The organism is Promicromonospora sukumoe 327MFSha3.1 (genome assembly GCF_000385135.1).
Taxonomy (GTDB): Bacteria; Actinomycetota; Actinomycetes; order Actinomycetales; family Cellulomonadaceae; genus Promicromonospora; species Promicromonospora sukumoe_B.
Map to the genome: position 1 here is coordinate 318,664 of NZ_ARQM01000010.1, position 26,835 is coordinate 345,498.

A 26,835-nucleotide genomic window follows, 5' to 3' on the forward strand; every position below is an offset into this window, starting at 1 on the left:
TGCGCCGGCCGGGGTCTCGAGCGGCCTGCTGGTGCACGTGGTCGGCGAGGTCGCCGAGCCGGGCCTGGTCACCCTGCCGGACGGCGCCCGGGTGGCCGACGCCGTGGAGGCAGCCGGCGGCGTGACCGGCAAGGCCGACCTCACCGCGGTCAACCTGGCCCGCGCCGTGGTGGACGGTGAGCAGCTCTACGTGCCGAAGCCGGGGGAGCCCGTTCCCGGAGCGCCGGCCGGCGCCGCCGGCGCGGGTGGTGTGGCCGGCGGTGGGGCGGGCGGCGGTGGGGCAGGCGGCGGGGCAGGAACGGGCGCCGTCGACATCAACACCGCCGACGCGGCGGCCCTGGAGGCCCTCCCCGGTGTCGGGCCGTCGATCGCGCAGGCGATCGTCGAGTGGCGGGACACGAACGGGGCGTTCGCGAGCGTGGACGAGCTGGACGACGTGCCGGGTATCGGCCCGGCCACCCTGGACGAGCTCCGCGACAGCGCGCAGGTGGGCCCATGACCGACCTGCGGCTGGTGCCCGCCGCCCTCGCGACCTGGGTCGCCGCCTGGTTGCTGACCGCACCGGCGGCGGCCTGGACCGGGCCGGCGACAGTGGTGTTTTCCCTGTTGACCGGGGTTGTGGCCGCCGTAGCGTGCCTCTGGCCGACCGGCGTCGCCGTGGTGGCCCGGCGCCGAGCCGACCGGAACCTCGCCCTGCACTCCGTCCCCGCACACCTCGCCCTGGCCGCCGCAGGCGTCCTCGCGGTCACGCTCTCCGCGCACGTCCAGCTCGCCGGCAGGGCCCCGCTCGTCGAGCCGGCCGAGCAAGGCGTCACCGCGACGCTCACCGGCGTCGTGGTGTCCCAGCCCGAGCCGTTCTCGTTCGCCCCGGGCGCGGGCCGGCAGCGCTGGGTCCTTGCCGCCCGGACGGTCGACGCCCGCGGCGTCGAGTCGTCGGCCCGGGCGCACGTCCAGGTGCTGTCCGACACCGCGCCCCGGTACGGCGCGACCGTGACCGTCACGGGCCCGCTGCGCCCCGCCGACCCCGGCGCCGCCGAGACCGCCCGGATGAGCGCCCGGAGCGCCGCCGAGATCCGGGCGCCGCCGTCCGCGCTCCGCGTGCTCGACATCCACCGCGCGGCTCTCCTGGAGGTCACCGACCCGCTCTCCCCGCAGGCACGCGGGCTGGTCCCGGGCGCCGCCATCGGCGACACCACCCGGCTCCCCGACGACATCTCGGAGGAGATGCGCGTCACCGGCCTGAGCCACATCACGGCGGTCTCCGGGGGCCATTTCGCGGTCGTGGTCGCGGTTCTGACCCTGCTCTGCTCGACCGCCCGGCTGCCCCGGCCTGTCCGGGTGCTCGTCATCGCGCTCGCCTCCCTGGCCTTCGTCCTCCTGGTCCGGCCCGAACCGGCCGTGCTCCGGGCCGCCGTCATGGCGGCGTTCGCCCTCACCGGTACGGCGCTCGGCCGGCCCTCCCAGGCGCTGCCCGCGCTCGCGGGGTCGATGGTGGGGCTGCTGGTGGTCGACCCGTGGCTGTCCCGCTCGTTCGGGTTCGCCCTGTCGGCCGCGGCGACGGCAGGGCTTGTGCTGCTCACGGCGCCGCTGAGCACGCGGCTGGCGCCCTGGACGGGTCAGGCCCTGGCGTACGCGGTGGCCGTCCCGCTCGCCGCTCAGGTCGCGTGCGGACCGATCCTCGTGCTCCTCGACCCGTCGGTCTCCACGGTCTCGGTGCTCGCCAACCTGCTGGCGGGGCCGGCGCTGTTCCCGGCCACCGTGCTCGGCCTGCTCGCCACGGTGCTCGCGCCCTGGCTGCCGGCCGTCGCCGGGCCGGTGGCCTGGGCGGCGAGCGGCGCCACCTGGTGGATCGCCGCGGTCGCGCACCGGTGCGCCACGCTGCCCGGTGCGACCGCTCCCTGGCCGGGCGGGCCGGCGGGCGCGCTCCTGCTCGCGGCGCTCACCGGCCTGGTGCTGTGGGCCGTGCTGCGGCGCGCACCGCGTCCGGGCTGGCCCGAGTCCTGGCGTGCCGCGGCTCGTTCCGGGCTGCGCGAGGCCCTGACCGCGCGGCGCCGACGGCTGACCCGGGCCCGGTTCGTCGTGCTCCTGGCGGCCGCGTCGGCGGCGGCACTGGTCGTCGCCGTCGCGGTGCCCCGGCTCGTGGCCCGCACCGGGCCGCCGGCGGACTGGCAGGTCGCGGCGTGCGACGTCGGGCAGGGGGACGCGCTCGCGCTCCGCACCGGCCCGGCCTCGGCCGTGGTGGTGGACGTCGGACCCGACGGTCCGGCGGCGGGCCGGTGCCTCGACGAGCTGGGGGTCGAGCGGGTCGACCTGCTCGTGCTCACCCACTTCCACGCCGACCACGTGGGTGGCCTCGGGCCGGTGCTCGCCGGCCGCGAGGTCGCCGCGGCGCTGGTGTCCCCGGTGCCGGAGCCGGCGGCGAACGCGGGCGCGACCGAGGCGGCCCTGGCCGCGGCCGGTGTCCCCGTGCGGGCCGCCGGGACCGGCGACCGGGGCACGGCCGGGACCCTCGTCTGGCAGGTGCTGCAGGCGGGCGCGGGAACGGGCGCGAACGACTCCAGCGTGGTGGTGTCCGCACGGGTCGCGGGGCTGGACGTGCTTCTGCTGGGCGACCTGGAGGACGCCGGCCAGTCGGCGCTGGTGCCGCTGACGGGGCGCGCCGACGTCGTGAAGATCGCGCACCACGGGTCCGCGGTGCAGTCCCGCGCGCTCGCGGAGCGGGTGCGTCCCGCGGTCGCGCTCGTGTCCGCCGGGCGGGACAACGAGTACGGGCACCCCACCGACGAGGCGCTCGACCTCTACGCGGGCGTCGGCGCCGCGGTGGTGCGCACCGACGAGTGCGGCACGGTCGCGCTCGTCGTGCGCGGAGGGGAGGTGGCCCTCGCAGGCTGCTAGTGCCAGGCAAGCGCTTGCCGACGCACGACGACGCAAGCCAGCGCCACACTTTCGCGAAACGTTGCGGATCCTGGCGACGGCCCTAACGTGGTTGAAAGACGAAGGAGCTTTTTCAGCACGTATCAGGGGGCAACGTGGTCGAACTAGGACGTACCGCCCGGCGGCACCGCCGGATCATCGCGGTGACAGCAGCGGTGGCGCTCCTCGTCCCCGCGGCGGCGTTCAGCGCCGCCGGCCGGGACCAGGTCTCCGCGCAGCTTCAGCTCCGGCAGGAGCTTCTGGACCAGGAGGTCGTCACCGACGTCTCCGAGGAGGACCAGGTGGTCCGGGTCGACACCGCCAAGGACCCCGCGGCCGCCGAGCAGTGGCTCGACGAGTCGGCCGACGTGCTCGACGGCTGGACCGTCGTCGTCGGCGGGACGGGTTCCCGCACCGGTGAGGAGCGTGCCGAGCTCGACGCGCAGGCGTCCGCGGACGACGTCGCGCCGGACGTCGCGTGCCCGGACGTCCCCGAGGGGAAGCGCTCCGAGGACGGCTCGACCACGCCGGTCCTGGGCTGCGGCACCGGGGAGGACGTCCAGCTCACCGCGGGCGCGAAGCGCGTGACGCAGGGCGGGCCGTCCCGGACGCTGGCGACCGCCGTCGACGACGTGCTGGCCTCCTACCTGCCGGACGCGGGCCTCGCAGCCACCAAGGTGTACCTGACCAAGGGCGAGGCGACGGTCGACGTCGCCGCCGGGTTCGAGCAGGCGCTCTCCGACGCCGGGGTCTACCCGGGCGACGTCTGGCAGGCGCTCCTGTTCACGGCGTACAGCAACGGTGCCGTCGACTCGGTGAAGTTCACGCTCGACGGGGACTGCCTCGCCTTCGCCTACGCCACGGGCGGCGACATGTGCGCGGCGACCGACCTGCCGATCGACCTGGGCTGAGGGGGCCACGATGCGTACCGCTCTCCGACGGCTGGTGGTCGTGTTCACCGCCCTCCTCGTGGGCGCCGCCGGCCTGGTGGCCGTGGCCCCGTCGGCGGCCGCCGACGTGACCTACGTGCCGGACGACTGGAACGGCAAGGTGATCTACCTGTCCCAGGCGTGCCACGACCGTGGGGACACCGTCTGCCACGACAACACCGGCTGTGACGGTTTCAGCGAGAACGGCAACTCCTACCGGCTCGCCATGTCGACCATCCAGGGCGGGAGCACCGACAAGCTCAACCTCCTGGAGCGGGGCTACAAGGTGGTGCGGGGCAACGGCCTGACCCGCAAGAACATCGCCAACTCGAACAAGGTGGGCGCGGACCTGCACGTCCCCCTGCACTCCAACGCGATCAGCGCGGCGTGCGAGAGCAAGAAGCCCGCGTCGCGGTACGGCACGCACGTGATGTACGTGTCGAAGGCTGGCAAGGCGTGCGCCGCGGCGATGGTGCAGCACGTGGGCGTCAGCAGCCCGGGCACGAACGACTCCCGGCAGTACCGCACGGACCTGGGCGAGCTGAACCAGACCAACGCCGTCGCCTGCTACCTGGAGCAGGACTTCCACGTCTGGCAGCGGGGCGTGAACTGGATGAAGGACCGTGACACCTGGAGCTGGCGCCTGGCCGGGGCCATCGACGTGTACCTGGGTTACCCGTGATGCGCGCGCGGCTGATCGGCCCCGTCGCCGTCGCGACGGCCCTGCTCCTGCTTGCCGGGTGCACCGCCGGACCGACGGGCCAGGAGTCGTCCGGCTCGGCACGGGGGAGCGGTGCGAGCCCGTCGCCCGGCCAGGAGAGCCGGGGTGCGGACGGCACCAGCCGGGCCCACGGCGGCGCGGGTGGCGCGGGCGGCGCCGACGGCGCGGAGGAGCCCACCCTCACGGTCCGGTCCGCGGGCGGCGCCTGGATCGTGCGAGGGACGGGTTTCGCGGGCCGCAACCAGTACCTGGTCCAGTGCACCGCCGGCACGACGCCGGGCGCGAGCGCGCTCGACGAGTGCGACATGTCGACCAGCGAGCAGGTGGTCGCCGACGACGACGGGCGGATCTCCGAGACGCGCCAGGCGCGGGCGTTCGTCAACGTGGGCGCCGTGTCCGAGGTGGACTGCACGGGCGACCCGTGCACGCTCGCCGTCGCCGACCTGTCGGACCGGGTGCTCGTGTCCGCCCCGGCGCCCCTGCCCGGCGGCTCCGAGCCGCCGGACGCGCCGGTGCTCGAGCTGTCCGAGCCGAGCCTGAAGGCCGACGCCGGCCGGGTCACCGTGACGGGCGCCGGCTTCGCCGCGGGCTCCACCGTCCGGATCGTGCAGTGCGCGACCACCCCGGACGGCGGGGTGGACGGCGACAACTGCCTGTACGACGACGGCAGGCGCGTCATCGCGGACCGCGCGGGCACCCTGGTCACCCGGCTCCGCGTCGAGCGGGAGATCAAGCTGGTCGGCGGGGGAGTCGCGGACTGTGCCGAGCAGGGTGCGTGCGTGGTCGCGAACGCCTGGACCGACGGCGGACGGATCGCACTGGCGGACCTGCTCTGGGAGTAGCGCACCGCACATCGCGGCGTGACCGCCCGTTGTCGGTGGCGCGTGGCAGGCTGTGTCCGTGCCTCCCGCTACCCGACGCCGTACCGCCACCGCCCCCGCCGGCCGCAGCTGGGACGAGCCCACGGTGGCTCCCGTCGTGCTGGTGCGCGGCGCCGAGCCGCTCCTGACCGAGCGTGCGGTGGACGGCGTCGTGCGGCTCGTGCGCGAGCGCGACCCCGAGGTCGAGAAGGTGGAGCTGGAGGGGGCCACCTACGGCACCGGCCAGCTCATGGTCGCGGCGAGCCCGTCCCTGTTCGGCGAGGCCAAGGTGGTCGTGGTCCGCTCGACGGAGTCGGGCACGGAGGACCTGATGGCCGACCTGATCGCCTACGTCGGCGCACCCGACGCGGAGACCACCGTGGTCGTGGTGCACGGCGGCGGGCAGCGCGGCAAGAAGATGCTCGACACGATCACCGGCTCGGGCGCGCCCGTCATGGTCTGCGAGCCCGTGACCAAGGACGCCGAGAAGGCGTCGTTCGTGGTGGGCGAGTTCAAGGCGGCCCGACGCCGGGCGGACGCCGAGGGCGTGCGGGCCCTCGTCGACGCGCTCGGCAGCGACCTGCGCGAGCTCGCCGCGGCGTGCTCGCAGCTCATCGCCGACACCACCGGCACCATCACGGCCGCCACCGTGGACCGCTACTACGGCGGCCGGGTCGAGGCCACGGGCTTCCGCGTGGCCGACGCCGCGGTGGCGGGGGACGCGGGCGGCGCCGTCGCCCTGCTGCGGCACGCGCTCGACACCGGTCTGGACCCCGTGCCGATCGTCGCAGCCCTCGCGCTGCGCCTGCGGAACCTGGCCAAGGTCGCCTCCATGCGGGGCGGCGGCCTGTCGGCCCGCGACCTCGGCATGGCCCCCTGGCAGGTGGACCGCGCCCGCAAGGACCTGCGCGCCTGGACCCCGGAGGGGCTCGCGACGGCGATCTCCGCCGTCGCGCAGGCCGACGCCGACGTCAAGGGCGAGGCCCGCGACACGGTGTTCGCCGTGGAGCGCGCGGTCATGACGATAGCCCGCTCCCGCCGAGCCTGACGGGCGCCCCCGGTTCGGTGTCGACGGCACTGCCCAGCCGTACCTGATTCAGTACTGAGAGACCTCGAAGACCTGGAACGTCGCCGACTCCAGCTCGTCCACGTTCTCCTCGGTAGGGGCCAGGAAGAGGTCGAAGGATTGCGACTGACCGGGCTTGAGCGTGCTGGAGCTGGCCCAGTCCTCCTCGATGCGGTCCCCGGACTTGTCGACGGCCTCGACGTAGACCTCGTAGCTGTAGGGCTCGTCTGCCTTGTTCGTGATCTTGACCGGCAGAACGGACTCGGCCATACCCAGGTCATCGGTCTTGGTCTCGAAGGAACCGATCTTCACCGTGAGGTCGTTCTTGAGGATCTCCTCCGTCGCGCCCCCATCCATCCTGTCCATGTCGCTGTCGACCTCGGCTCCGGCTTCGTCGACGCTCTCGGAGACGGTATCGATGGCGCTGACGTAGAACGCCTGCGAAGCGATGACACCGCCGGTCGCGACGACCGACACGATGATCGCGGCGATGGCGAGTCCACGGTAGTGACTTCGTCCTCCACGGGTCCGGATCAGACCGACAATCCCGAATATCAATGCCAGTACTGCGAGACCGGCGGCAAAGTTGTTGATGATCGGGACAAGGCAGAGAAAGACGGCCACGAGTGCGAGAATAAATCCCGTGATCGCCGACGCATTCCCTCGGGGTTGAGCTGGAGGGGAGTAGCCCTGCGGCGGTGGCTGGGGTGCTGGAGTGCTGGGCGGCACAGGAGGCTCAGACATGTGAGGACTCCCTGACGGACGATTAATGTGTCCGGGGCAAAGAATTGCGACGGTGTGCCGGGATCTAAAAGAATCCGGTGCAGGTGGTTTCTGTCAACATAACGGCTGCACGCCGACGGCACATCTTGGTGGTCAATATGAAATTGCACGCACAGTGCGCCCATTGCCTGTGTGCGTGGACGTACCCGGTCCGGTGCTCGCCCCGCGCCTGGTCATGCCGTGCGGCCGCCGCACCGAGGTGCGCTTCTACCCAGCCATTAGGCCCGAAAACGCGCTGATTTCGGGCCCAATGACTGGGTAGAAGCGCACCTCGGTGCGGGGCCCCCGGGCCCCGGCCCGCGTGGGATGCCGCGGCGACCCAGTCGTGTCGGCGCACACGAAAGACGCCGCCCGCCCCGGAGGGCGGACGGCGTCAGTCGAAGTCAGCTCAGAGAGCAGCGACCGACTTCGCGATGGCCGACTTGCGGTTCGCGGCCTGGTTCGCGTGGATGACGCCCTTGGCGACAGCCTTGTCGAGCTTGCGCGACGCGGTGGCAAGGGCGACCGTCGCGGTCTCCTTGTCGCCGGCTGCGACGGCCTCGCGCACCTTGCGCACGTGGGTCTTCAGCTCCGACTTGACGGACTTGTTGCGCAGACGAGCCTTCTCGTTCGTCTTGATGCGCTTCATCTGGGACTTGATGTTTGCCACGAGTGGACTTCCTGGTGTGTTCGCCTGACGGCGAGCGGATAGGTCGTAGAGGGCGGTCGCAGTTCCGGGACTGGGGTGGGGACCCGTGGAGAGGAGCTGCGACTGTGCCCGCCGACCTGGGCGGACACGCGACCTCCAAGGTTACCAGAGGGTCCGGGGTCTCGTGGGGCGGCCGGATGTGAGACCGGCAACCACGGCCGTCGGCCCGTAAAGGGCTTCTGACGAGCCACCATAGAATCGGGCTATGAGTACCAGGACACTTCGGGGCCGTTTCCAATGGACCGTGGTGGTCCCCATCCTTGCCCTGGTGCTCCTCGTCTTCACGTGGAGCAACCACGAGCACCCTGCGATCCTCGCGGCCATCGGCGCCGCGCTGGTGGGTTCCATCCTCGCAGCGGTGCACCACGCGGAGGTGGTGGCCCACCGGGTCGGTGAGCCGTTCGGCTCCCTCATCCTCGCGGTCGCGGTGACCGTGATCGAGGTGGGGCTCATCCTCATGCTGATGAGCGGCGGCAGCGACTCCGCGAGCACGTACGCCCGCGACACCGTCTTCGCCGCCGTCATGATCACGTTCAACGGCATCGTCGGCCTGTCGCTGCTCGTCGGCGCGAGCAAGCACCACCTGGTCAGCTTCAACGCCTCGGGTACGGGGTCCGCGCTCGCCACGGTCGTCGCGCTGGCCACGGTCTCCCTGGTCCTGCCCAGCTTCACGACGTCGGCCGAGGGCGGCGCCTACACGCCCTTCCAGCTCGGTTTCGCGGCCGTCGCCTCCCTGACGCTCTACGGGGCGTTCGTGTTCACGCAGACCGTGCGGCACCGCGACTTCTTCCTGCCCGTCACCAGCGACAAGTACGGCCGGGTCACCGGCCTGCTCGACGAGGACGGCGACGACCACGCCGACCCGCCGCCCGTCAAGGAGGCGTGGTTCAGCGTCGCCCTGCTGCTGGTCGCGCTGGTCTCCGTGGTCTTCCTGGCCAAGATGCTCTCGCCGACGATCGAGCACGGGGTCGAGGCCGCCGGGCTGCCCTACACCGTGGTCGGTGTGGTGATCGCGCTGCTCGTGCTCGCGCCCGAGTCCATCGCCGCCGTCCGCAACGCTCTGCGCAACCGCGTGCAGATCAGCCTGAACCTCGCCTACGGCTCCGCGATGGCGTCGATCGGCCTGACCATCCCGACCATCGCCGTCGCGATGATCTGGATGGAGGGGCCGCTGACGCTCGGCCTCGACCCGACGCAGATGGTGCTGCTCGCTGTCTCGGTCGTGGTGGCGATGCTGAGCATCGCCCCGGGCCGGGCCAAGACCCTCCAGGGTGTGGTCCACCTGGTGCTGATGGCGGCGTTCCTGGTGGTCTCGGTCCAGCCGTAGTCCTGTCGGAGACGTGTCAGACCCTCAGGTCACCCGGGTGACCTGAGGGTCTGACACGTTCGGTGCGGCGTCGGTCGGTGTCGCGTCAGAGCGCCGCGGTGACCCTGTCGAAGATCGCGCGGTCCAGGATCGCGCCCTCGCGGCGGACGGCGTCCGGGTGGATGCGGATCACGCGGTTGAGGCGCACCTCGGAGGGGCGGCCCGAGCTGTCCCAGTCGCCCGTGCCGATGTCCATCCAGCGGCGTCCGGCGCGGGCCTCCTGCTCGGCGTCGCGGTCGTGGTCCTGGCTGGTGAGCTGCAGCGCGAGCAGCCACGGGCCGTCGTTGCCCACGATCAGCACCGGCCGGTCCTTGCCCTGGCTGTGATCTTCCTCATAGGGAACCCACGACCAGACGACCTCGCCCGGGTCGGGCTCGCCGTCGAGCTCGGGGCGGTAGACGGGCTTGACCTTGCCCTCGAAGTCGCCAGGGTATCCGTCGGTCTCGGGGACGTCGCGGCCGGAGGGGCGGGGCGCCGTCGGCCGGGGCCCGGACGAGGGCCGGTCACTCCCGGACCGGCTGTCCCCGGTACGACGGTCGTTCTGGTCGAGTACGGTGCGGGCGACTGCCTCGACGACCTCGCCGAGCAGCTTGAGCCACGGGTTCTGCTGGTTCACGCTGGGCAGGGTAGCCCGACGCCGCCCCGCGAGCAGGCGGGACGACGTCGGGCGGGACGCCCCGCGCCGCGTACCCCGGCGCCCCGCGCCGCCTACCCCGGCCGGCTCAGGTCAGGTCGAGCGCTCGGTCCATGTACTTCACGACCTCGTTGAACCTGGCCTCGTCCAGCACGTCGCCCTCGCGGCGCACGTCGTCGGGGTCGATGCGGATGACGCGGTTGATCCGGACCTCGGACTCGCGGCCCGACCGGTCCCACCGGCCCGTGCCGACGTCCATCCAGATGCGCCCCGCGCGCGCCTCGTCCAGCAGGTCCTCGCGGTCGTGGTCCTGGCTGGTGAGCTGGAGGCCCAGCAGCCAGGGACCGTCGTGGCCCACGAGCAGCACCGGGCGGTCCTTGCCCTGGCTGTGGTCCTCCTCGAACGGGACCCAGGTCCAGACCACCTCGCCCGGGTCCGGCTCGCCGTCGAGCTGCGGGTGGTAGACGGGGTGGACCTCACCCTCGTAGTCGCCGGGGTAGCTGTTGTCTGATGCGAAGGTCACGCCTGGAACCGTACCGGAACGGGTGAACCGTGCATCCGAGACTTACCACCCGAGGCGGGCAGCCTCACCCCGCGCAGGCTCGCGTGAACTCGGCCAGCTCGGCCGCCATCGGCTCCGGCTCCCAGCTGTGCATGGCGCCCGGCATCTCCTTCTCGGTGCCCTTCGGCACCTGCGCGACGATGCTCGCGGCGGCCACGGGCATCTCCGGGAACGTCTCGGTGCCGTACATGGCCAGCACCGGGACCGTGACGTCGAGCGTGCCGTCCTCCAGCCCGTGCTGCGCCCACGCCAGCGCCTGCGCGTCGGCGCGGTAGGCCGCCACGGTGCGGGCCAGGTCCGGCCAGGCGGGGGAGGCCTCCATCCCCGCGAGCCACTCCGGCGGCATGTCCTTCATGTAGTGCCGCATGGCGTTCTCGGTGTCGCCAGCGTCGAGCAGGCGCTCGATCTCGTCGGCCCACGCCTGCGTCGTGGCTGCCGGGTCGCCCAGGGGCGCCTCCCACAGCGCCAGGCCCGCCACGGGCAGCCCGGCCTCCGCGGCCCGGAGGCTGATCGCGCAGCCGGACGAGTGCCCGACCAGCACGGCGGGGCCGCCCGCGACGTCGATCATCGCGGCCACGGCCGCCAGCTCGCGGTCCAGGTCGAGCCGGCCCTCGGCCGGGCTCTCCCCGCGCCCCAGGCGGTCGAACGTGACGGCGGTCAGGCCGGCGTCGGCGGCGCGGCGGGCGGTCTCGGCGGTAACCGGGTCGTCGGCCCGGTCCGGTCCCGCGCCCGTCACGAAGACGAGGGCCGGGCCGGAGCCGTGCAGGTCGTAGGCGACCCGGTCGCCCTGGCTGGTTGTCGTGTACTGAGTCATGACCGTCCGACGACGGCGGCACGCGGAACTCATCGGCCGGACGAAAAGCGCTGGCTCCGCCCCCGGGGCGGTGCCACGGTGTGGCCATGCGCCTCCACGACGACGAGCTCGTCTCCACCCCGGACCTCGTGCACCGGCTCGTCGCGGCCCAGCTGCCCCGGTGGTCCGGCCTGCCGGTGCGGCCCGGACCGGCAGGCGGCACCGACCACCACCTGTTCCGCCTCGGCGACGACCTGCTGGTCCGCATGCCCAAGATCGCCTGGGCGCAGGAGCAGGCGCTCGCCGACGCGCGCTGGCTCCCGCACCTGGCCGCCCACCTCCCGGTCGAGGTCCCCGCGCCGGTGGCGGTCGGCGAGCCGGGGGAGGGCTTCCCGTTCCGCTGGTCGGTGGTGCCGTGGCTGGAGGGCGAGCCGGCGTCCCCCGAGGGCCTCGACGCGCTCGGCGCGCGCGACCTGGGCGAGCTCGTCGCCGCCCTGCGGATGGTCCCCACCGCCGGCGGCCCCGTCAAGGAGGGCACCTCGCGCGGCGTCCCGCTCGCGAACCTGGACGACGACGTCCGCGCGGCGATCCGCGCCTCCGGCACCCGCATCGACGGCCCCGCCGTCACCAGGGTGTGGGACGCCGCCCTGGCCGCCCGCCCCGCGGCGGCACCGAGCTGGCTGCACGGCGACCTGCTGCCCGGCAACCTGCTGACCCGCGCCGGGCGGCTGACCGGCGTCATCGACTGGGGCGCCATGGGCGTGGGCGACCCGGCCGCCGACCTCATCCCCGCCTGGGGTCTGCCCCTGGCGGACGGCGAGCGCGCCGACTTCCGCGCGACGGCCACCGCGGGACTGGCCGACCCGGACGACGCGTGGCAGCGCGGGCGCGGCTGGATGCTGGTGCAGGCGGTCATCGCGCTCCCGTACTACTGGGACCGCTGGCCCGCTTTCGCCCGCGCGGGCCAGGCCCGGATCGCGACGGTCCTGGCGGACTGAGACCCGCGCGGTTTCGCGGTTCCGGCACAGAAGTGACGCAGTTCGCGAGAACCGCCTCTCCCACGGTGCGGCCTTCTGCTGGCACTGGCATGATCCGCTGACATAGAGCGCGCGCGTTGCTACCGTGACCACATGACCACGCTGCCCGACTGGATGAATCCTCCACGTCCCGAGGGCTGGTTCGCCGAGGACCTGGACTCCTTGCCGGAGGCTCCGCGCCACACGGAACTTATCGACGGAGCACTTGTCTTCATGATGTCCCCCCAGCGGAACTGGCACCGGCGTGTCATCAGCCAGCTCGACCGGATCCTCCGCGAGCAGGCGCCCGCCGGCTTCGAGGCGAACAGCGAGATGACGGTTCGTCTCGACGACCGCAACCGGCCGGAGCCCGACGCCGTCGTGTCGACGGTGTCGCTCGGTCCCGACGCGACCTGCTACGAGGCCGCGGACGTGGTGCTGGCGGTCGAGGTGGTCTCACCGGAGTCCGAGCACCGCGACCTGACGGTCAAGCCGCACAAGTACGCCGCAGCCGGCATCAAGCACTTCTGGCGGATCGAGGACGAGGACGGCAACGCGTCGACGGTCGTCCACGTCTACGAGCTCGACGGCATGACGCGTACCTACGCGCCCGTCGGCATCTTCCGCGAGACGCTCAAGGTCGAGCGGCCGTTCCCCATCGAGCTGGACGTCCAGACCCTGTACTCCTGAACCGTCCGGACACCGTGGGCGCTACGGCACGATCGCCCGTGCCAGCGCGGCCTCGAAGTCGGCCCGGTCGCCCGTGACGGTGAGCCCGGCCTCGGCGGGCGTGAGCCGGCGCCACAGCGTGAGCGCGAGCCCCTCGGCCGTCCCGGCCACGATGACGTCGGGCGCCACCTCGTCCGCGCGCTCGCCCGGTGCGCCGAGCACCCACAGCGGAGCACCACCGACGTCTGTCGCCACGAGCGCGACCGGGTGGCGCAGCGGTTCCATGCGGCCCAGGCCCACCTGCCGGGGCTGGAGCACGCCGACCACCTCGTCGACCGTGTCGGCCCACACCTCCGGCGCCGCGCCCACGAGGCCCGCCGCGGCCTCGCCCGCCGAGGCGGCCAGCAGGTCGTGCAGGTGCACGAGCGTCTCGTGGGTCTGCCGGCGGTGCCAGAACCGCACCGGGCCGGGGCCCAGCGGGTCGGGGTGGGCCAGGACCCGGCAGCCGGACCCCGGGTCGAGCTCGGCCAGCGTCTCGCGCAGCAGGGCCGCCTGGGCGGCGTAGTGCGGCGCGAGATCGAACGGGCCCTCGCCGAGCGCCGGCCCCTTGACCCCGCGGGCGTTGCCCGCGGCCCAGTGGTGCACCTCGGCGAGGTGCTCCACGAGCCCGCGCACGGTCCAGTCACCGCAGGCGGGGACCCGCGCGTCGGGGTCGGCGGCGGGCACCGCGGCGAGGAAGTCGTCCTGGAACGTGGCCAGCAGCGACAGGTGGTCGAGCGTCATGTGCGGAAAGGTACCGCGCCCCACCGACACCCCGGTGCCACGCTCCGGATGACGGCTGCCGCACGCCGTGGAACCGTAGGACCACCTCCGTCGTTCTCCACGCGATGCGCACGGCGCATCCGGCCGGAGACCTTCGGTCCGAGGCAGACCGCACCACCACCAGTGAAGGATCATGGACCCCGACAGTCATAGTCCCGGCCCGAACGCACGTCTCCGCACCACCGAGAGGAGGTGGATGCGTTGACCTGGGTGATCTCCCTCCTGCTGGGGGTCGTGGTGATCCTGGCGATCACCGCCGTGACGGGTTACTTCGTCGCGCAGGAGTTCGCGTACATGGCGGTCGACCGCGCCCGCCTCGCCTCCCGCTCCGAGTCCGGCGACGCCGGCGCGCGGCGCGCGCTCGGTGTGACCCGGCGCACCAGCTTCATGCTTTCCGGCGCACAGCTCGGCATCACCGTCACCGGCCTGCTCGTCGGCTACGTCGCCGAACCGCTCGTCGGTGAGGCGCTCGGCGAGGCCCTGGGCGGCGTCGGCGTGCCGGTCGGCACCGGCGTCGCCATCGGCACCGTCCTCGCCCTCGTCTTCTCGACCCTCGTCCAGATGCTGTTCGGCGAGCTCGTGCCGAAGAACCTCGCCATCGCGCGCCCGGAGCCGGTCGCGCTGTGGCTGGCCCGTTCGACCACGATCTACCTCGCGGTCTTCGGCTGGCTCATCAAGGTGTTCGACGCCGCCTCCAACGCGCTCCTGCGGCTGCTGCGCATCGAGCCCGTGCACGACGTCGAGCACGCCATGATCCCGCGCGCCCGCGTGGGCGTGGTGCACGCCGACGACACGCTCGCGCAGGTGCGCGAGCTGATGGCGGCCGGCCACTCCCGCTACCCGGTGGTGGACGACGACGGCGAGGTCACCGGCGTCGTGCACCTGACCGACCTGCTCGCCGCCGGGCCGGAGGCGACGACCGTCGCCGACCTGCTGCGGCCCGCGCTGGTGCTGCCCACGTCCATGGCCCTGCCGGACGCCCTGCGCGAGCTGTCGGCCACGCGCAACCAGATGGCGTGCGTCGTGGACGAGTACGGCGGCTTCGCCGGCGTGCTGACCGTCGAGGACCTCGCCGAGGAGCTCGTCGGCGAGATCACTGACGAGCACGACGACGAGATCGACCCCGTGACCGCCGCGTCGGACGGCGTCTGGGTCATGGCCGGCGACGTGCACCTCGACGAGGTCGAGCGCGCCGTCGAGCGCGACCTGCCCGAGGGCGACCACGAGACGATCGCGGGCCTCGCGATCGCCGTGCACGGCTCGCTGCCCGCGGCCGGCGACGTCGTCGACGTGCCGCTGCCCATCGACCCGGCCACGCTGGTGGCGCCCGAGCCGCCGCCGGCCGAGGTGCTCCGCATCGAGGTGCTCGACGTGGAGCGGCACGTGCCGTCCCACGTCCGCGTCACGGTCGTCGAGGCACCCCCTGAGGAGCAGGCGGAGACCCCCGCCGACCACCACGCCGGTACCGAGTCGGAGGAGGCCCGATGAGCAACCCCTGGGTGGTCCTCGTCGCCACCGTCGTCATCATCGCGCTGAGCGCGTTCTTCGTGGCCGTGGAGTTCGCGCTCCTGGCCGCCAAGCGGCACCGCCTGGAGGACGCCGCACCCACCAGCCGCTCGGCGCGGGCGGCGCTGCGCAGCTCCGGTGAGCTGACCGTGCTGCTGGCGGGCTCGCAGCTCGGCATCACCGTCTGCACGCTGGCGCTCGGTGCCATCACCAAGCCGGCCGTCCACCACTGGCTGACGCCGCTGTTCGAGACGTGGGGCGCCCCGTACTGGGCGGCCGACGTCGCGGGCTTCGTGCTGGCGCTGGTCATCGTCACGTTCCTGCACCTGGTGGTGGGGGAGATGGCGCCCAAGTCGTGGGCCATCGCCCACCCCGAGGCCAGCGCGACGATGCTCGCGCTGCCGATGCGGGCGTTCATGGTCGTGACCCGGCCGGTGCTCCTGGCGCTGAACGGCGCCGCGAACTGGTGCCTGCGCCGCGTGGGCGTCGAGCCCGCCGACCAGGTCGCCTCCGGGCAGGGCCCGGACGACCTGCGGCACCTCGTGGAGCACTCGGCCAGCGTGGGCGCGCTCGACGTCGCCTACTCGGACCAGCTCTCGGGCGCGCTCGACCTGCGCCGCCTGACGGTCGAGGACCTGCTGGCCGACCACGCGGCGCCGTCCGCCGTCGGGCACGGTGCCACGGCCGCGCAGGTGCAGGAGGCGTCCCGCGCCTCCGGACACCTGCGGATCCTGGTGCAGGGTGAGGGCGGGCGGCCGGAGGGTGTGGTGCACGTGCGCGACACGCTCCTGCTGGCCGACGACGCGCCGGTCACCGACGTGACCCGGCCCGTGTTCGAGCTGGCCGCGGACGTGCCCCTGCACACCGCGCTGACCAGCATGCGCGAGACGGGCAACCACCTCGCCGTCGTGCCGCGCTCGGACGCCGACGGGCCGGACGGCCCCGCGGCGGACTTCGGCGTGGTGACCCTCGCCGACGTGCTGCGGCGCCTCCTGCCGCGCACGACGGCGGGCACGCCCGCCTGACGGGACCGCGCCCGCCGCGTGGCGGGCGCGGTCGGGACCGGCGCGGTGCCCGGGGGCTCAGTCCTCCAGCACCGCGTCGATCTCGCGGAGGAACGCCGGCAGGTCGCCGGGCGTGCGGGACGTGATCAGCGGGAAGCCCGCGCCGTCGTCGCGCACGACCGGCTCGTCCACCCAGGTCCCGCCGGCGTTGCGCACGTCGGTGGCCAGGGACGGGTAGCTGGTGAGCGTCGCGCCCGAGACGTGCCCGGCCTCCACGACCGCCCACGGGCCGTGGCAGATCGCCGCGACGGGCCGGCCCGAGGACGCGAACTCCGCCACGGCGGCCACCGCCTCCGGCCGCAGCCGCAGGGCGTCGGCGTTGATGGTGCCCCCGGGCACGAGCAACAGGTCGAACCCCGCGGTGTCCACGGCGTCGATCGTGGTGTCCGGCTGCACCGTGTCGCCCGGCTTCTCGTCGCCCACCAGGGTGCGGACGTCTCCCGGCTGCGCGGCCGCCACGGTCACCACCGCACCGTGGTCGCGCAGGTGGCGTACGGGTACCAGGAGCTCGTCCTGCTCGACGCCGTAGTTGGTCACGATCGCCAGTACCTGGCGGCTGGTCAGATGCGCCATGGTTCTCCTCCGTCCATCGGGGTCGCTACCCGGTGACCGTAGGCACGACCGCGCCCCGCTCGCACGGGACGTGGGAGAATGACGGTTGGCCCCGCCCATCCTGACCATCACCTGACGACGGAGCGAGAACGCTTTGCCCATCCCCGGTCCTGCGCTCACGGCGCGCATCCAGCCGAATGCCACCGCGCCCGAGCTGATCCGCAACTTCTGCATCATCGCGCACATCGACCACGGCAAGTCGACCCTGGCCGACCGCATGCTCCAGCTCACGGGCGTCGTCGACGCGCGCGCCATGCGCGCCCAGTACCTGGACCGGATGGACATCGAGCGCGAGCGCGGCATCACCATCAAGTCGCAGGCGGTCCGGATGCCGTGGGAGCTCGACGGCACGCCGCACGCGCTGAACATGATCGACACGCCCGGCCACGTCGACTTCACCTACGAGGTCTCCCGCTCGCTCGCCGCGTGCGAGGGCGCCGTGCTGCTGGTCGACGCCGCACAGGGCATCGAGGCGCAGACCCTGGCCAACCTGTACCTGGCCATGGAGAACGAGCTCGAGATCATCCCGGTCCTGAACAAGATCGACCTGCCCGCGGCCCAGCCCGAGAAGTACGCCGAGGAGCTGGCGAACCTCGTGGGCTCCGACCCGGAGGACGTGCTCAAGGTCTCCGGCAAGACGGGCGTGGGCGTCGAGGCCCTGCTCGACCGCATCGTGCAGAGCGTCCCCGCCCCGGTCGGCGACCCGGACGCCCCGGCGCGCGCCATGATCTTCGACTCGGTCTACGACACCTACCGCGGCGTCGTCACCTACGTGCGCGTGGTCGACGGCGACCTGAACCCGCGCGAGAAGATCGCGATGATGTCCACGCGTGCCACGCACGAGCTCCTGGAGATCGGCGTCAGCGCGCCCGAGCCGCACCCGACCAAGGGGCTCGGCGTCGGCGAGGTGGGCTACCTGATCACCGGCGTGAAGGACGTGCGCCAGTCCAAGGTCGGCGACACCGTGACCAACGCGGCCAAGCCCGCCACCGAGGCGCTCGGCGGCTACAGCGACCCCAAGCCCATGGTGTTCTCGGGCCTGTACCCGATCGACGGCTCGGACTACCCGGTGCTGCGCGACGCCCTGGACAAGCTCAAGCTCAACGACGCCGCGCTCAACTACGAGCCCGAGACGTCGGTGGCCCTCGGCTTCGGCTTCCGCGTGGGCTTCCTCGGCCTGCTGCACCTCGAGATCGTGCGCGAGCGCCTGGAGCGCGAGTTCAACCTCGACCTCATCTCCACCGCCCCGAACGTCATCTACGACGTGACGCTGGAAGACAACACCCAGGTCGAGGTGACCAACCCGTCGGAGTTCCCCGGGGGCAAGATCAAGGAGGTCCGCGAGCCCGTCGTCAAGGCCACGATCCTCACCCCGGCCGAGTTCGTGGGCGCCGTCATGGAGCTCTCGCAGTCCAAGCGCGGCGACCTGCAGGGCATGGACTACCTGTCCGAGGACCGCGTCGAGATGCGCTACCACCTGCCGCTCGCCGAGATCGTCTTCGACTTCTTCGACCAGCTCAAGTCCAAGACCCGCGGCTACGCGTCGCTCGACTACGACACGTCCGGCGACCAGGTGGCCGACCTCGTCAAGGTCGACATCCTGCTGCAGGGTGAGCAGGTCGACGCGTTCAGCGCCATCGTGCACCGGGACAAGGCGTACTCCTACGGCGTCATGATGACGGCCAAGCTCAAGGAGCTCATCCCGCGCCAGCAGTACGAGGTGCCCATCCAGGCGGCGATCGGCGCGCGCGTGATCGCCCGCGAGACCATCCGCGCCATGCGCAAGGACGTGCTCGCCAAGTGCTACGGCGGTGACATCAGCCGGAAGCGCAAGCTGCTCGAGAAGCAGAAGGAGGGCAAGAAGCGCATGAAGAACATCGGCTCCGTCGAGGTGCCGAAGGACGCGTTCATCGCAGCGCTCTCCTCGGACTCGGACAGCCCCAAGGACAAGAAGAAGTAGGTGCCCGCACTTCCCTCCGGCATCCCCGTGCCCGACGACGGCGGGCTGCCGACCTGGGCGCGCCCTTCGGGCCTGGTCGCCACCGCCGCGCCGTTCGGCGTGTACGTGCACGTCCCGTTCTGCACGGTGCGCTGCGGGTACTGCGACTTCAACACCTACACGGCGTCCGAGCTGGGCGGCGGCGCCAACCAGGCGGCGTACGCGACCACCGCACTGCGTGAGGTCTCCCTCGCGCGGCGGGTCCTGGCGGACGCCGGACGGTCGCCCGCCGCGGTCTCGACCGTCTTCTTCGGCGGCGGCACCCCGACGATGCTGCCCGCCGAGGACCTGGCGCGCGTGCTGACCGGCATCCGGGACGCCTGGGGCCTGGCCGACGACGTCGAGGTGACCACCGAGGCCAACCCGGACTCCGTGACCCCCGAGTCGCTGCGCGTGCTGGCCGAGGCCGGCTTCACGCGGGTCTCGTTCGGCATGCAGTCGGCGGTGCCGCACGTGCTGGCGACGCTGGAGCGCACCCACGACCCCCTGCGCATCCCCGACGTCGTGCGGTGGGCCAAGGACGCCGGGCTGGACGTGTCCCTGGACCTCATCTACGGCACGCCCGGCGAGTCCCTCGACGACTGGCGCACCAGCGTCGAGACGGCGCTCGCCACCGGCGTCGACCACGTGTCCGCGTACGCACTGGTGGTCGAGCCGGGCACCAAGATGGCGGCCCAGGTGCGCCGCGGCGAGGTGACGCTGCCCGACGAGGACGACCAGGCCGCCAAGTACGAGCTGGCCGACGACCTGCTCACGCAGGCCGGGCTGAGCTGGTACGAGGTGTCGAACTGGTCCCGCGCCGGGCACGAGTGCCGGCACAACATCGGGTACTGGCGCGGCGACGACTGGTGGGGAGTGGGTCCGGGCGCCCACAGCTACGTGTCGGCTCCGCCGGCCCCCGCCCCGGCCCCGGACGCCGACGAGACCCCCGCCGGCGTCCGCTGGTGGAACGTGAAGCACCCTCGCGCCTACGCGACGCGGCTGGAGGCCGGGCACAGCCCGGGCGCCGGGCGCGAGCTCCTCACGCGGGACGAGGCGCACCTGGAGCGCGTCATGCTCGGCGTGCGGCTGCGCCAGGGTCTCGACCTCGGCGTGCTGACGGCGCAGGGCCGCACCGCGGTGGCGGGCCTCGTGGCCCGCGGGCTGCTCGACGGCCGGGCCGCGCTCGGCGTCGGCACGGCGGGCGACGGCACCCCCGGCTCGACCGGCCCGACCGCCGTCGGCGGGGTGCCCGCCCGCGCCGTGCTGACGCGCAAGGGCCGCCTGCTGGCCGACGCCGTCGTGCGTGACCTGACCGCCTGATACCCGCCCCTCTCAAGGGGTCGAGGTGCCTTTTCGTTTGTTTGCGCGGTAGGTGAGACCGTCGATATCTTGTGCTGTTCGTAACGTTCGGGGGAGGCGGCTCGGACCGCCTGGCAAGGGGCACGCGCATGAGCAACACCCACGGAGGCTGGAACCCGCAGGACGGACAGTCCCCGCAGCCGGTGGATCCCTACGGGCCGCGTGATCCGTACGGCCGGCCCGCCAACCCGTACGGCCGGCCGGACTACCAGCCCGCGCAGTACCCGTACGGCGGCTTCCAGCAGCAGCAGCCCGTCCAGCAGGTCCCGGCGTACCCGCCGGTCCAGGAGCCGGCGCCGCAGCCGGACCAGGACCCGCCGACGATCGGTCGCGCCTGGCGCTGGGCGTGGGGCGCGTTCGGCACGAGCTGGGGCACCTGGGTGCTGATGAGCCTCGTGCTCGGCGTCGCGCAGGTCGCCGTCGTCCTCCTGGCCAGCCCGTCCACGCTGGACGGGCTGATGAACGCCACCGACCCGGCGGCCCTCGCCGCCGCCCAGGCCGCCGGGCAGACCCTGGAGGCCAAGGCGCTGGGCGCGGCCGGGACCGCCGTCAGCTTCCTGCTGCAGGCCCTCCTGTACGCTGGCGCGCTCGCGGCCACCCGCACCCGCCGGGTCCGGTTCCGCGACTTCTTCCTGCTGCGCGGCCTTGGTGGCCTCGTGGGCTACGCCCTGATCGCCGGGGTGATCGGCTTCGTCAGCACGGCCGTGCCCCTGGTGGGCGGCCTGATCCAGGTGGTGTGCACGCTGCTCCTGCTCGCCGTGCCCTTCCTGCTGCTCAAGGGCGAGGGCTTCGGGCGCGCGCTCGCGGGCGGTGTCGGCCTGGTGCTCTCCCACGTCGGCACGGCGCTCGCCGTGTTCGCGATCTTCGCGGGCCTGGCCTTCGCGTCGATCTTCACCTGCGGTCTGGGGCTCGTCGTGGTCGCGCCGGCGATGCTGCTGGTGGGGGCGTATCTGGTCCAGCGGTGGACCGGCGAGCCGGTCCAGTCCTGACCTGGAGGTAACGACTCGGCAGTTGCACATGCGGACATGCGGAGAAAAGGTGAAGGTGGCTTCGGATCACTGAACAGTGAAAAGGGGATCACATGAGCGAGAACACTCCGCAGAACCCATACGAGCCGAGCGCCGGGGGGCCGACGCCGCCGCAGAACCCGGCCGGCGGTCCCACGCAGCCGCCCGCCGAGCCCACGCCACCCGCCTACGGTGGCCCCGCGCAGTCGCCCTACGGCGAGCCCGCGCAGTCGCCCTACGGCGAGCCCGCGCAGTCGCCCTACGGCGGCGGCACACAGCCGCCCGCCTACGGGGGCCAGCCGCCGGCCTACGGCGGTCCGGGCGGGCAGTACGGCACGCAGCCGGCCGCGACGTTCGCCGTCGGCGAGGCACTGAGCTACGGGTGGAAGCGGTTCACCGGCAACTGGCTCTTCTGGGTGCTGTTCGTCCTGCTGTCCTTCGCCGTCGGCACGATCTTCAACGCCGGCAACTTCGGTGACTACCAGGAGATCAGTGACGCGGCGAGGCGCGGTGACATCAGTACCGGCACCGCGGTGGGGGTGTCGTTCGGCAGCTCGCTGCTCGGGCTGCTCGGCGGGATCATCAACTCGATCCTCGGGGCCCTCGGGATCAACGCCGCGCTGCGCGAGGCCTCGGGCTACAAGGCGACCTGGGGCACGCTCTTCAAGGTCAACAGCTACCCGATGATCATCCTGACGGCGCTCCTGCTGCTGGTCGCCGGCTTCGTGGGCGCGCTGCTGTGCGGCCTGGGCCTCATCGCCCTGGCGATCTTCGCGCCGTTCACCTACCACAACGTGGTCGACCGGAACCTGAACGCCTGGGACGCGCTGACCGGCTCGTTCCGCCTGGTGGGGCAGAACTTCGGCGCGGTGTTCCTGCTGGAGCTCGCGCTCCTGGGCATCAACATCGTGGGCCTGCTGGTCTGCGGGCTCGGCCTGTTCGTCACGATCCCGCTGTCGCTCCTGACGCTGGCCTTCGCGTTCCGCCGGCTCACCGGCGGCCCGGTCGCGGCCATCGAGGCCGGTCCCGCCCCGGCTGGTCCGGCCGGACCCGCCGTGGCCTGACGCCGCCGTCCGACACACGAACGACCATGCACCTGCTGCCGGCCCGGGAATCCGGCCGGCAGCAGGTGCATGGTCGTTGCCGTCCTGCGGGCGTTACTTGATGAAGCGGATGTTCACCGGGTAGCGGTACGGCGCGCCCTTGCCGTTGGCCACGGCCGCCATGATCATGAACACGACCGCGGCGATGAACGCGAGGAAGACGATCCCGCCGATCCCGAAGGTGATCCCGGTGATGATCCACGCGGCGATCTGCGCGATGACCAGGGTGATCTGGAAGTTCAGGGACTCCTTGGCCTCCTGCTCCACGAACTGGCTGCGGTCCTTGAGCACGAGCCAGATCACCAGCGGCGGGATGAACGACAGGATGAACGGGCCGACCTGGGCCAGGACCGTCCACAGGCGCTCGTCCGACGGCGTGAGCGGCGGCGGCTGGTACTGCTGCCCGTAGGGCTGGCCGGCCTGCGGCGGGCCCTGGTAGGGCGACTGGGCGGGCTGCGGCGTCCCGTAGGCGGGGCCGTCCTGCGGCTGCTGGGGTGCGGGGCCGGGCTGCTGCGGAGCCTGCGGCTCCTGCGGGTTTTCGGACATATGACCAACCGTAGAGGTTGTGCCTTACGCCGAGGTCACGAAATCGATAAGTTCTTCGACCCGTCCCAGCAGGGCCGGGTCCAGGTCACGGAAGTCGCGCACGGAGCCCAGGATCCGCTGCCAGCCCCGGGCGACGTCCGCCTGCGTCTGTGCAGGCCAGCCCAGGGAGCGCAGGATGCCGAGCTTCCACTCGGTGCCCCGGTCGATCACGGGCCAGCGCTCCAGGCCGAGCCGCTGGGCGCGCACGGCCTGCCACACGTCCACGTAGGGGTGGCCCAGCACCAGCACGGTGCCCGTGGGAACGGTCCGGAGCGCCTCGTCGGTGAGCCGCTGCTCCTTGGAACCGGGCACCAGGTGGTCCACCAGCACGCCGACCCGGCGCTCGGCGTCGGGCCCGAACTCGGCGAGCCGCTCGGCGAGGTTGTCCACGCCGTCGAGCATCTCGACCACCACGCCCTCGATGCGCAGGTCGTCGCCCCAGACCTTCTCGACGAGCTCGGCGTCGTGCTTGCCCTCGACCCAGATGCGGCTGCCGCGGGCCACGCGGGCCCGGCCGCCGTGCACCGCGACCGACCCGGAGGCCGTGCGGGTGGGCTGCGCCGGGGCGCGGCTGGTGACGGGCGCGGTCAGCTCGACCGGCTTGCCCTCGACCCAGAAGCCCGGCCCGAGCGGGAACGTGCGGGTCCGGCCGCGCCGGTCCTCCAGGACCACCACGTGCATGCCGCCCGACTTCTCGACGCGGACGATCGCCCCGACCCAGCCGGTCTGCACCTCCTCGACCACGAGCCCCAGCTCGGCGGGCGTGGGCTGCGACGTGGGCCGCCGCCCGCGCTGCGCGCCGGGAAACTCGGGGGAGAGCACATCGGACCCGTACCGTTCGTCGACCACGTCGAGAGCCTAGGTCGGCTTCCTCGCCGAGTGCTGGATCTCCGCCCCGCCGGAGTGTCTCCCGCCGTCACCGGACGCCGCGGAGCGCCGCCTCCGTGCGGGTGGCCACGCCCAGCTTGCGCAGGATCGCAGACACGTGGACCGAGACCGTCTTGGCCGAGATGAACAGCCGCTCGGCGATCTGCCCGTTGGTCAGGCCCTCGGCCACCAGGGCCAGCACCTGCCGCTCGCGCGCGGTGAGCGCGTCGGTCCCGGCGCCCGACGGCGGAGCGCCGGCCGCCCCGTCGACCAGCCCCGCGCGGTCGATCAGACCCTGCGCCTGCCCGACGACGAGTCCCGCACCGATCTTCTCCGCGTCCACGACCGCCGCGCCGAGCGCCGCCCGGGCTCCGGCCCGGTCCGCGGCGTCGAGCAGCCGCGCGCCCTCGCGGTACAGCGCGTACGGGCGCAGGTGCACGGGTCCGGGACCGGGCAGGTCGGCGACCGCCGTCCAGGGCCCCGTCCCGAGCTCCGCCTCGAACAGCGCCGCCCACAGGGGGTACGTCGGCCAGTGCGCGCACTCGGCGAGGGCCGCCCGGTAGGGGGCGTCGTCGACGTCCTGCCCGGCGGCGCGCAGCCGGGCGATCGCCTGCGCCGCCGCGGCGAGCTGCTGCAGGTCGTAGGCAGGCATGCGCGGGTGGTCCGGGGCGACCACCACCGACATGCGCTCCAGGGCCTCGGCCGGCTCGTCGCGCAGCAGCGCGAGCTCCGCCTGGGTCACGCTGGTGCGCGACCTGATCTGCTCCTCCAGGCGCCCGAACTGCTCCCAGCTCGTGGCCCTCCGGCGCGCCTCGGCCTGCGCCTGTTCCACGCGCCCCTGCCACATCATGAGCCAGGCCCGGCGCTCGCTGAGGTAGGCGGAGTAGACGCTGTCGTGGATCAGCGGGATCGTCCGCTCGTACCAGGCGGCGGCCTCGGCCCAGTCGCCGCGCCCGATCTGCGCCTCGGCGAGGTTCCCCTCGATCATGAGCCGGGTCGAGTCGGACGAGCCGTGCCGGCGCGCGGCGCCTGTTCCCTCCTCGGCGATCTCCGCCGCCCGGGCCCAGTCGCCCACGACGAGCCGGGCGTCCGACCCGTTGACGTAGTACCGGCTCAGCCCGTGCCAGTTGTCACCGGCCACCTCGCGGCCGGCGTCGATCTCCGCGAAGCCGCCGGTGTCGCCGAGCTGGACCCGGCTCAGACCCCGCAGGTTCAGCGTGACGGACATGACCTCGGTGTCGCCGGTCGCACTGGCGGCGTCGTGGGCAGCCGTCGCGGCCTCGATCGCCTCCCGGGGCCGGCCGCCGAGCATCGCGCGGCGCGCCCGCAGCATCAGGAGCAGGCCGCGCACGTCGTCGTCCCGGCCGGGCTCGGCGAGCGCCAGGGCCCGTTCGATGAGCGCGGGCCCCTCGTCCGAGCCGGCGTGGCCCGCGATGAGCGCCGCGTCGGAGAGCATGCCGGCGAGCCCCGCCGGGTCGTCGGCGGGCCACTCGTCGACGGCCTCGTGCGCCACGGCCAGAGCCCGGGCGGTCCGGGTGGCTCCGCGCAGCGACTCGGCGACCGTGCGGAGCAGCTCGTGGTGCGGCAGGCCGGCCACGGCCTCGGCGTCGGGCACCTGGTCCCAGAGCTCCAGCGCCCGCTCGCCCAGGGTGACCGCGGTGGACGACGCCGCGCCCTCCGCGGCCTTGCGGTGCCCGGCGACGGCCGCCGCCAGCGCCTTGTCCGGCATCCCCGCCCGCCACCAGTGGTCGGCGATGCGGGACAGCTTCGCCACCGAGTGGGCGCGCCGGACGAGGGCCCGCTCCAGGGCCCGCGCGTAGGCGGCGTGCAGGCGGTGCCGCTCGCCGGGCAGCAGCTCGGCATAGACGGCCTCCTGGACCAGCGCGTGCCGGAAGGCGTACCCGACCTCGGTGACCACCACCACCTGGGCCTCGACCGCCTCCCGGACGGCCTCCTCCGCGTCGGCGCCCGGGGTGCGCTGTCCCGGACCCGTCGACGGGTCGGCCAGGACGTCGTCGAGCACGTCGTACCAGACGCGCGGCCCGGCGGCGGCGACCACGCGGCACAGCGACCGGGCCTCCCGGCTCAGGTTCCAGTAGCGCAGCAGGAGGATGTCGCGCAGGGAGTCGGGCAGTTCGGTGCCGAGAAAGCCGACCAGCTCCTCGACGTAGAAGGGCACGCCCTCGCTGCGGTCCGCCAGGTCGGCGAGCTGCTCGGCGTCGAGGCCGACGTCGAGCAGGTCCCGCGCCATCTCGTGGACCTCGGTCTCGCCCAGGCGCGTCAGCTCGACGCGGGTCGTGAGCCGGGCGCGGTCGAGCTCGGCGAGCACGACCCGCAGGGGGTGCGCGCGGCCGACGTCGTCGCTGCGGTAGGTGAGCAGCAGGAGCAGGCCGGGCGGCGCGGTGCGGGCGAGACGGAGGGCGACGGCGCGCGTGACGTCGTCGGACCAGTGCAGGTCCTCGATCACCACCACGACGGGTCGCTCGCCCGCGAGGCCCGTGAGCAGGTCGGTGAGGACCTCGGGGACGCGGTCGGCCCCGGCGCCGGGCGCCGGCGCGACGAGCTGGGGAGCGAGGGCGGACAGGGCTCCGGCGGAGGGACCGGCCGCGGCGACGACCGCCTCGTGGCCCGTCGCCCGGACGACGCCGTTCAGGAGCCCGACCAGAGCCGCGTACGGGAGCGGGCCGGAGCCCTCGTCGGCACACTGTCCGGCGACGACGGTGACGTCGCCGGCGCGCGACACGAGCTCGTCCAGCAGGCGCGTCTTGCCGATCCCGGCCTCGCCCCCGACGACCACGGTGCGGCTGCCGCCCGAGCGGACGTCGGCGAGAGCGGCCTCGAGCGCGCCGAGCTCCGGGGCTCGGCCCACCAGGCGGGCACGGGGGACCGGCATGGGCTCATCGTCCCATGCCGGTCCCTGGTCGTTCCG

The 26,835-nt window shown here is 73.3% G+C and carries 25 protein-coding genes; 15 read left to right on the forward strand and 10 right to left on the reverse strand.

Annotated features, from left to right (window positions below; all coding sequences use genetic code 11):
* Positions 1 to 31: 31 nt before the first annotated feature.
* From H291_RS28750 to holA, 6 genes are all read left to right on the forward strand, one after another.
* Positions 32 to 499 carry a helix-hairpin-helix domain-containing protein gene (locus tag H291_RS28750; RefSeq protein ID WP_020013900.1) on the forward strand — a complete coding sequence of 156 codons (468 nt, stop codon included), beginning with the start codon at positions 32 to 34 and terminating at the stop codon, positions 497 to 499.
* A complete protein-coding gene (locus H291_RS0105090; RefSeq protein ID WP_020013901.1) occupies positions 496 to 2,895 on the forward strand; it encodes a ComEC/Rec2 family competence protein in 2,400 nt (799 codons plus the stop codon). Before H291_RS28750 ends, H291_RS0105090 begins: the two co-directional genes overlap by 4 nt.
* A 182-nt stretch (positions 2,896 to 3,077) precedes the next feature.
* The gene (locus H291_RS0105095) at positions 3,078 to 3,824 is read left to right on the forward strand and encodes a hypothetical protein (RefSeq protein ID WP_157236718.1); all 747 of its coding nucleotides are present in this window, start codon (positions 3,078 to 3,080) and stop codon (positions 3,822 to 3,824) included.
* A 10-nt stretch (positions 3,825 to 3,834) separates the two neighbouring features.
* Positions 3,835 to 4,524 carry an N-acetylmuramoyl-L-alanine amidase gene (locus H291_RS0105100; RefSeq protein WP_157236719.1) on the forward strand — a complete coding sequence of 230 codons (690 nt, stop codon included), beginning with the start codon at positions 3,835 to 3,837 and terminating at the stop codon, positions 4,522 to 4,524.
* Entirely contained in the window at positions 4,524 to 5,405 is an 882-nt protein-coding gene (locus H291_RS0105105; RefSeq protein ID WP_026365414.1) for a neocarzinostatin apoprotein domain-containing protein, read from the forward strand. The genes H291_RS0105100 and H291_RS0105105 overlap by 1 nt, the downstream gene beginning before the upstream one ends.
* A 58-nt stretch (positions 5,406 to 5,463) precedes the next feature.
* A complete protein-coding gene (holA, locus tag H291_RS0105110; RefSeq protein WP_051109435.1) occupies positions 5,464 to 6,471 on the forward strand; it encodes a DNA polymerase III subunit delta in 1,008 nt (335 codons plus the stop codon).
* 48 nt (positions 6,472 to 6,519) lie between these two features.
* On the opposite strand, the gene H291_RS0105115 is transcribed toward holA, so the two are convergent.
* Both H291_RS0105115 and rpsT read right to left on the reverse strand, forming a co-directional pair.
* Complete coding sequence (locus H291_RS0105115) at positions 6,520 to 7,113, reverse strand: FxLYD domain-containing protein (RefSeq protein ID WP_157236720.1); 594 nt, start codon at positions 7,111 to 7,113, stop codon at positions 6,520 to 6,522.
* 547 nt (positions 7,114 to 7,660) lie between these two features.
* Positions 7,661 to 7,921, reverse strand: coding sequence for a 30S ribosomal protein S20 (rpsT, locus tag H291_RS0105120; RefSeq protein WP_026365415.1), 261 nt, complete (start codon positions 7,919 to 7,921; stop codon positions 7,661 to 7,663).
* A 244-nt stretch (positions 7,922 to 8,165) separates the two neighbouring features.
* Here rpsT and H291_RS0105125 point away from each other — a divergent pair, with 244 nt between their 5' ends.
* Entirely contained in the window at positions 8,166 to 9,287 is a 1,122-nt protein-coding gene (locus H291_RS0105125; RefSeq protein ID WP_026365416.1) for a calcium:proton antiporter, read from the forward strand.
* 85 nt (positions 9,288 to 9,372) lie between these two features.
* Here H291_RS0105125 and H291_RS0105130 read toward each other — a convergent pair whose 3' ends face one another.
* The 3 genes from H291_RS0105130 to H291_RS0105140 form a co-directional block, all read right to left on the reverse strand.
* A complete protein-coding gene (locus H291_RS0105130) occupies positions 9,373 to 9,942 on the reverse strand; it encodes a type II toxin-antitoxin system PemK/MazF family toxin (RefSeq protein WP_020013908.1) in 570 nt (189 codons plus the stop codon).
* Between the two features lie 106 nt (positions 9,943 to 10,048).
* Entirely contained in the window at positions 10,049 to 10,483 is a 435-nt protein-coding gene (locus tag H291_RS0105135; protein WP_020013909.1) for a type II toxin-antitoxin system PemK/MazF family toxin, read from the reverse strand.
* 64 nt (positions 10,484 to 10,547) lie between these two features.
* Positions 10,548 to 11,336, reverse strand: a complete 789-nt coding sequence (locus H291_RS0105140) for an alpha/beta fold hydrolase (protein ID WP_020013910.1) — start codon at positions 11,334 to 11,336, stop codon at positions 10,548 to 10,550.
* An 86-nt stretch (positions 11,337 to 11,422) separates the two neighbouring features.
* Here H291_RS0105140 and H291_RS0105145 point away from each other — a divergent pair, with 86 nt between their 5' ends.
* Together H291_RS0105145 and H291_RS0105150 are read left to right on the forward strand one after the other, a co-directional pair.
* Positions 11,423 to 12,313, forward strand: a complete 891-nt coding sequence (locus H291_RS0105145) for an aminoglycoside phosphotransferase family protein (protein ID WP_020013911.1) — start codon at positions 11,423 to 11,425, stop codon at positions 12,311 to 12,313.
* Between the two features lie 132 nt (positions 12,314 to 12,445).
* Positions 12,446 to 13,021, forward strand: coding sequence for a Uma2 family endonuclease (locus H291_RS0105150; protein ID WP_026365417.1), 576 nt, complete (start codon positions 12,446 to 12,448; stop codon positions 13,019 to 13,021).
* 21 nt (positions 13,022 to 13,042) lie between these two features.
* On the opposite strand, the gene H291_RS0105155 is transcribed toward H291_RS0105150, so the two are convergent.
* A complete protein-coding gene (locus tag H291_RS0105155; RefSeq protein WP_020013913.1) occupies positions 13,043 to 13,783 on the reverse strand; it encodes a maleylpyruvate isomerase N-terminal domain-containing protein in 741 nt (246 codons plus the stop codon).
* Between the two features lie 240 nt (positions 13,784 to 14,023).
* Between H291_RS0105155 and H291_RS0105160 the strand changes: the two genes are divergently transcribed.
* On the forward strand, positions 14,024 to 15,310 hold the full coding sequence (locus H291_RS0105160; RefSeq protein WP_020013914.1) for a hemolysin family protein: 1,287 nt from the start codon (positions 14,024 to 14,026) through the stop codon (positions 15,308 to 15,310).
* Positions 15,307 to 16,353 (forward strand): hemolysin family protein, encoded by a 1,047-nt coding sequence (locus H291_RS0105165; protein WP_020013915.1) that lies wholly within the window; start codon positions 15,307 to 15,309, stop codon positions 16,351 to 16,353. The genes H291_RS0105160 and H291_RS0105165 overlap by 4 nt, the downstream gene beginning before the upstream one ends.
* A gap of 57 nt (positions 16,354 to 16,410) precedes the next feature.
* Here H291_RS0105165 and H291_RS0105170 read toward each other — a convergent pair whose 3' ends face one another.
* On the reverse strand, positions 16,411 to 16,965 hold the full coding sequence (locus tag H291_RS0105170; protein ID WP_020013916.1) for a DJ-1/PfpI/YhbO family deglycase/protease: 555 nt from the start codon (positions 16,963 to 16,965) through the stop codon (positions 16,411 to 16,413).
* A 133-nt stretch (positions 16,966 to 17,098) separates the two neighbouring features.
* Between H291_RS0105170 and lepA the strand changes: the two genes are divergently transcribed.
* The 4 genes from lepA to H291_RS0105190 all read left to right on the forward strand — a co-directional run bounded on the left by lepA (position 17,099) and on the right by H291_RS0105190 (position 22,415).
* A complete protein-coding gene (lepA, locus tag H291_RS0105175; RefSeq protein ID WP_020013917.1) occupies positions 17,099 to 18,964 on the forward strand; it encodes a translation elongation factor 4 in 1,866 nt (621 codons plus the stop codon).
* Positions 18,965 to 20,305: a radical SAM family heme chaperone HemW gene (hemW, locus tag H291_RS0105180; protein WP_020013918.1), complete on the forward strand. Its 1,341-nt coding sequence runs from the start codon at positions 18,965 to 18,967 to the stop codon at positions 20,303 to 20,305.
* A 128-nt stretch (positions 20,306 to 20,433) separates the two neighbouring features.
* Positions 20,434 to 21,333 (forward strand): hypothetical protein, encoded by a 900-nt coding sequence (locus H291_RS0105185; RefSeq protein WP_033325722.1) that lies wholly within the window; start codon positions 20,434 to 20,436, stop codon positions 21,331 to 21,333.
* Positions 21,334 to 21,425: 92 nt separating this feature from the next.
* Positions 21,426 to 22,415, forward strand: coding sequence for a hypothetical protein (locus H291_RS0105190; protein WP_020013920.1), 990 nt, complete (start codon positions 21,426 to 21,428; stop codon positions 22,413 to 22,415).
* Between the two features lie 93 nt (positions 22,416 to 22,508).
* On the opposite strand, the gene H291_RS28755 is transcribed toward H291_RS0105190, so the two are convergent.
* The 3 genes from H291_RS28755 to H291_RS34780 form a co-directional block, all read right to left on the reverse strand.
* The gene (locus tag H291_RS28755; protein WP_020013921.1) at positions 22,509 to 23,000 is read right to left on the reverse strand and encodes a DUF4870 domain-containing protein; all 492 of its coding nucleotides are present in this window, start codon (positions 22,998 to 23,000) and stop codon (positions 22,509 to 22,511) included.
* Between the two features lie 24 nt (positions 23,001 to 23,024).
* On the reverse strand, positions 23,025 to 23,888 hold the full coding sequence (locus H291_RS0105200; protein WP_020013922.1) for a DUF3097 domain-containing protein: 864 nt from the start codon (positions 23,886 to 23,888) through the stop codon (positions 23,025 to 23,027).
* Positions 23,889 to 23,955: 67 nt separating this feature from the next.
* Positions 23,956 to 26,799, reverse strand: coding sequence for a helix-turn-helix transcriptional regulator (locus H291_RS34780; RefSeq protein WP_020013923.1), 2,844 nt, complete (start codon positions 26,797 to 26,799; stop codon positions 23,956 to 23,958).
* Positions 26,800 to 26,835 lie beyond the last annotated feature (36 nt).

Bases quoted from the DNA above. Each gene is read 5' to 3' on its own strand.
- H291_RS0105150 (WP_026365417.1), top strand. From the start codon at position 12,446: ATGACCACGCTGCCCGACTGGATGAATCCTCCACGTCCCGAGGGCTGG.
- H291_RS0105125 (WP_026365416.1), top strand. From the start codon at position 8,166: ATGAGTACCAGGACACTTCGGGGCCGTTTCCAATGGACCGTGGTGGTC.
- H291_RS28755 (WP_020013921.1), bottom strand. From the start codon at position 23,000: ATGTCCGAAAACCCGCAGGAGCCGCAGGCTCCGCAGCAGCCCGGCCCC.
- H291_RS0105090 (WP_020013901.1), top strand. From the start codon at position 496: ATGACCGACCTGCGGCTGGTGCCCGCCGCCCTCGCGACCTGGGTCGCC.
- H291_RS0105100 (WP_157236719.1), top strand. From the start codon at position 3,835: ATGCGTACCGCTCTCCGACGGCTGGTGGTCGTGTTCACCGCCCTCCTC.
- H291_RS0105155 (WP_020013913.1), bottom strand. From the start codon at position 13,783: ATGACGCTCGACCACCTGTCGCTGCTGGCCACGTTCCAGGACGACTTC.
- H291_RS0105190 (WP_020013920.1), top strand. From the start codon at position 21,426: ATGAGCGAGAACACTCCGCAGAACCCATACGAGCCGAGCGCCGGGGGG.
- H291_RS0105165 (WP_020013915.1), top strand. From the start codon at position 15,307: ATGAGCAACCCCTGGGTGGTCCTCGTCGCCACCGTCGTCATCATCGCG.
- H291_RS0105105 (WP_026365414.1), top strand. From the start codon at position 4,524: ATGCGCGCGCGGCTGATCGGCCCCGTCGCCGTCGCGACGGCCCTGCTC.
- H291_RS0105140 (WP_020013910.1), bottom strand. From the start codon at position 11,336: ATGACTCAGTACACGACAACCAGCCAGGGCGACCGGGTCGCCTACGAC.
- H291_RS0105145 (WP_020013911.1), top strand. From the start codon at position 11,423: ATGCGCCTCCACGACGACGAGCTCGTCTCCACCCCGGACCTCGTGCAC.
- H291_RS34780 (WP_020013923.1), bottom strand. From the start codon at position 26,799: ATGCCGGTCCCCCGTGCCCGCCTGGTGGGCCGAGCCCCGGAGCTCGGC.
- H291_RS0105170 (WP_020013916.1), bottom strand. From the start codon at position 16,965: ATGGCGCATCTGACCAGCCGCCAGGTACTGGCGATCGTGACCAACTAC.
- H291_RS0105185 (WP_033325722.1), top strand. From the start codon at position 20,434: ATGAGCAACACCCACGGAGGCTGGAACCCGCAGGACGGACAGTCCCCG.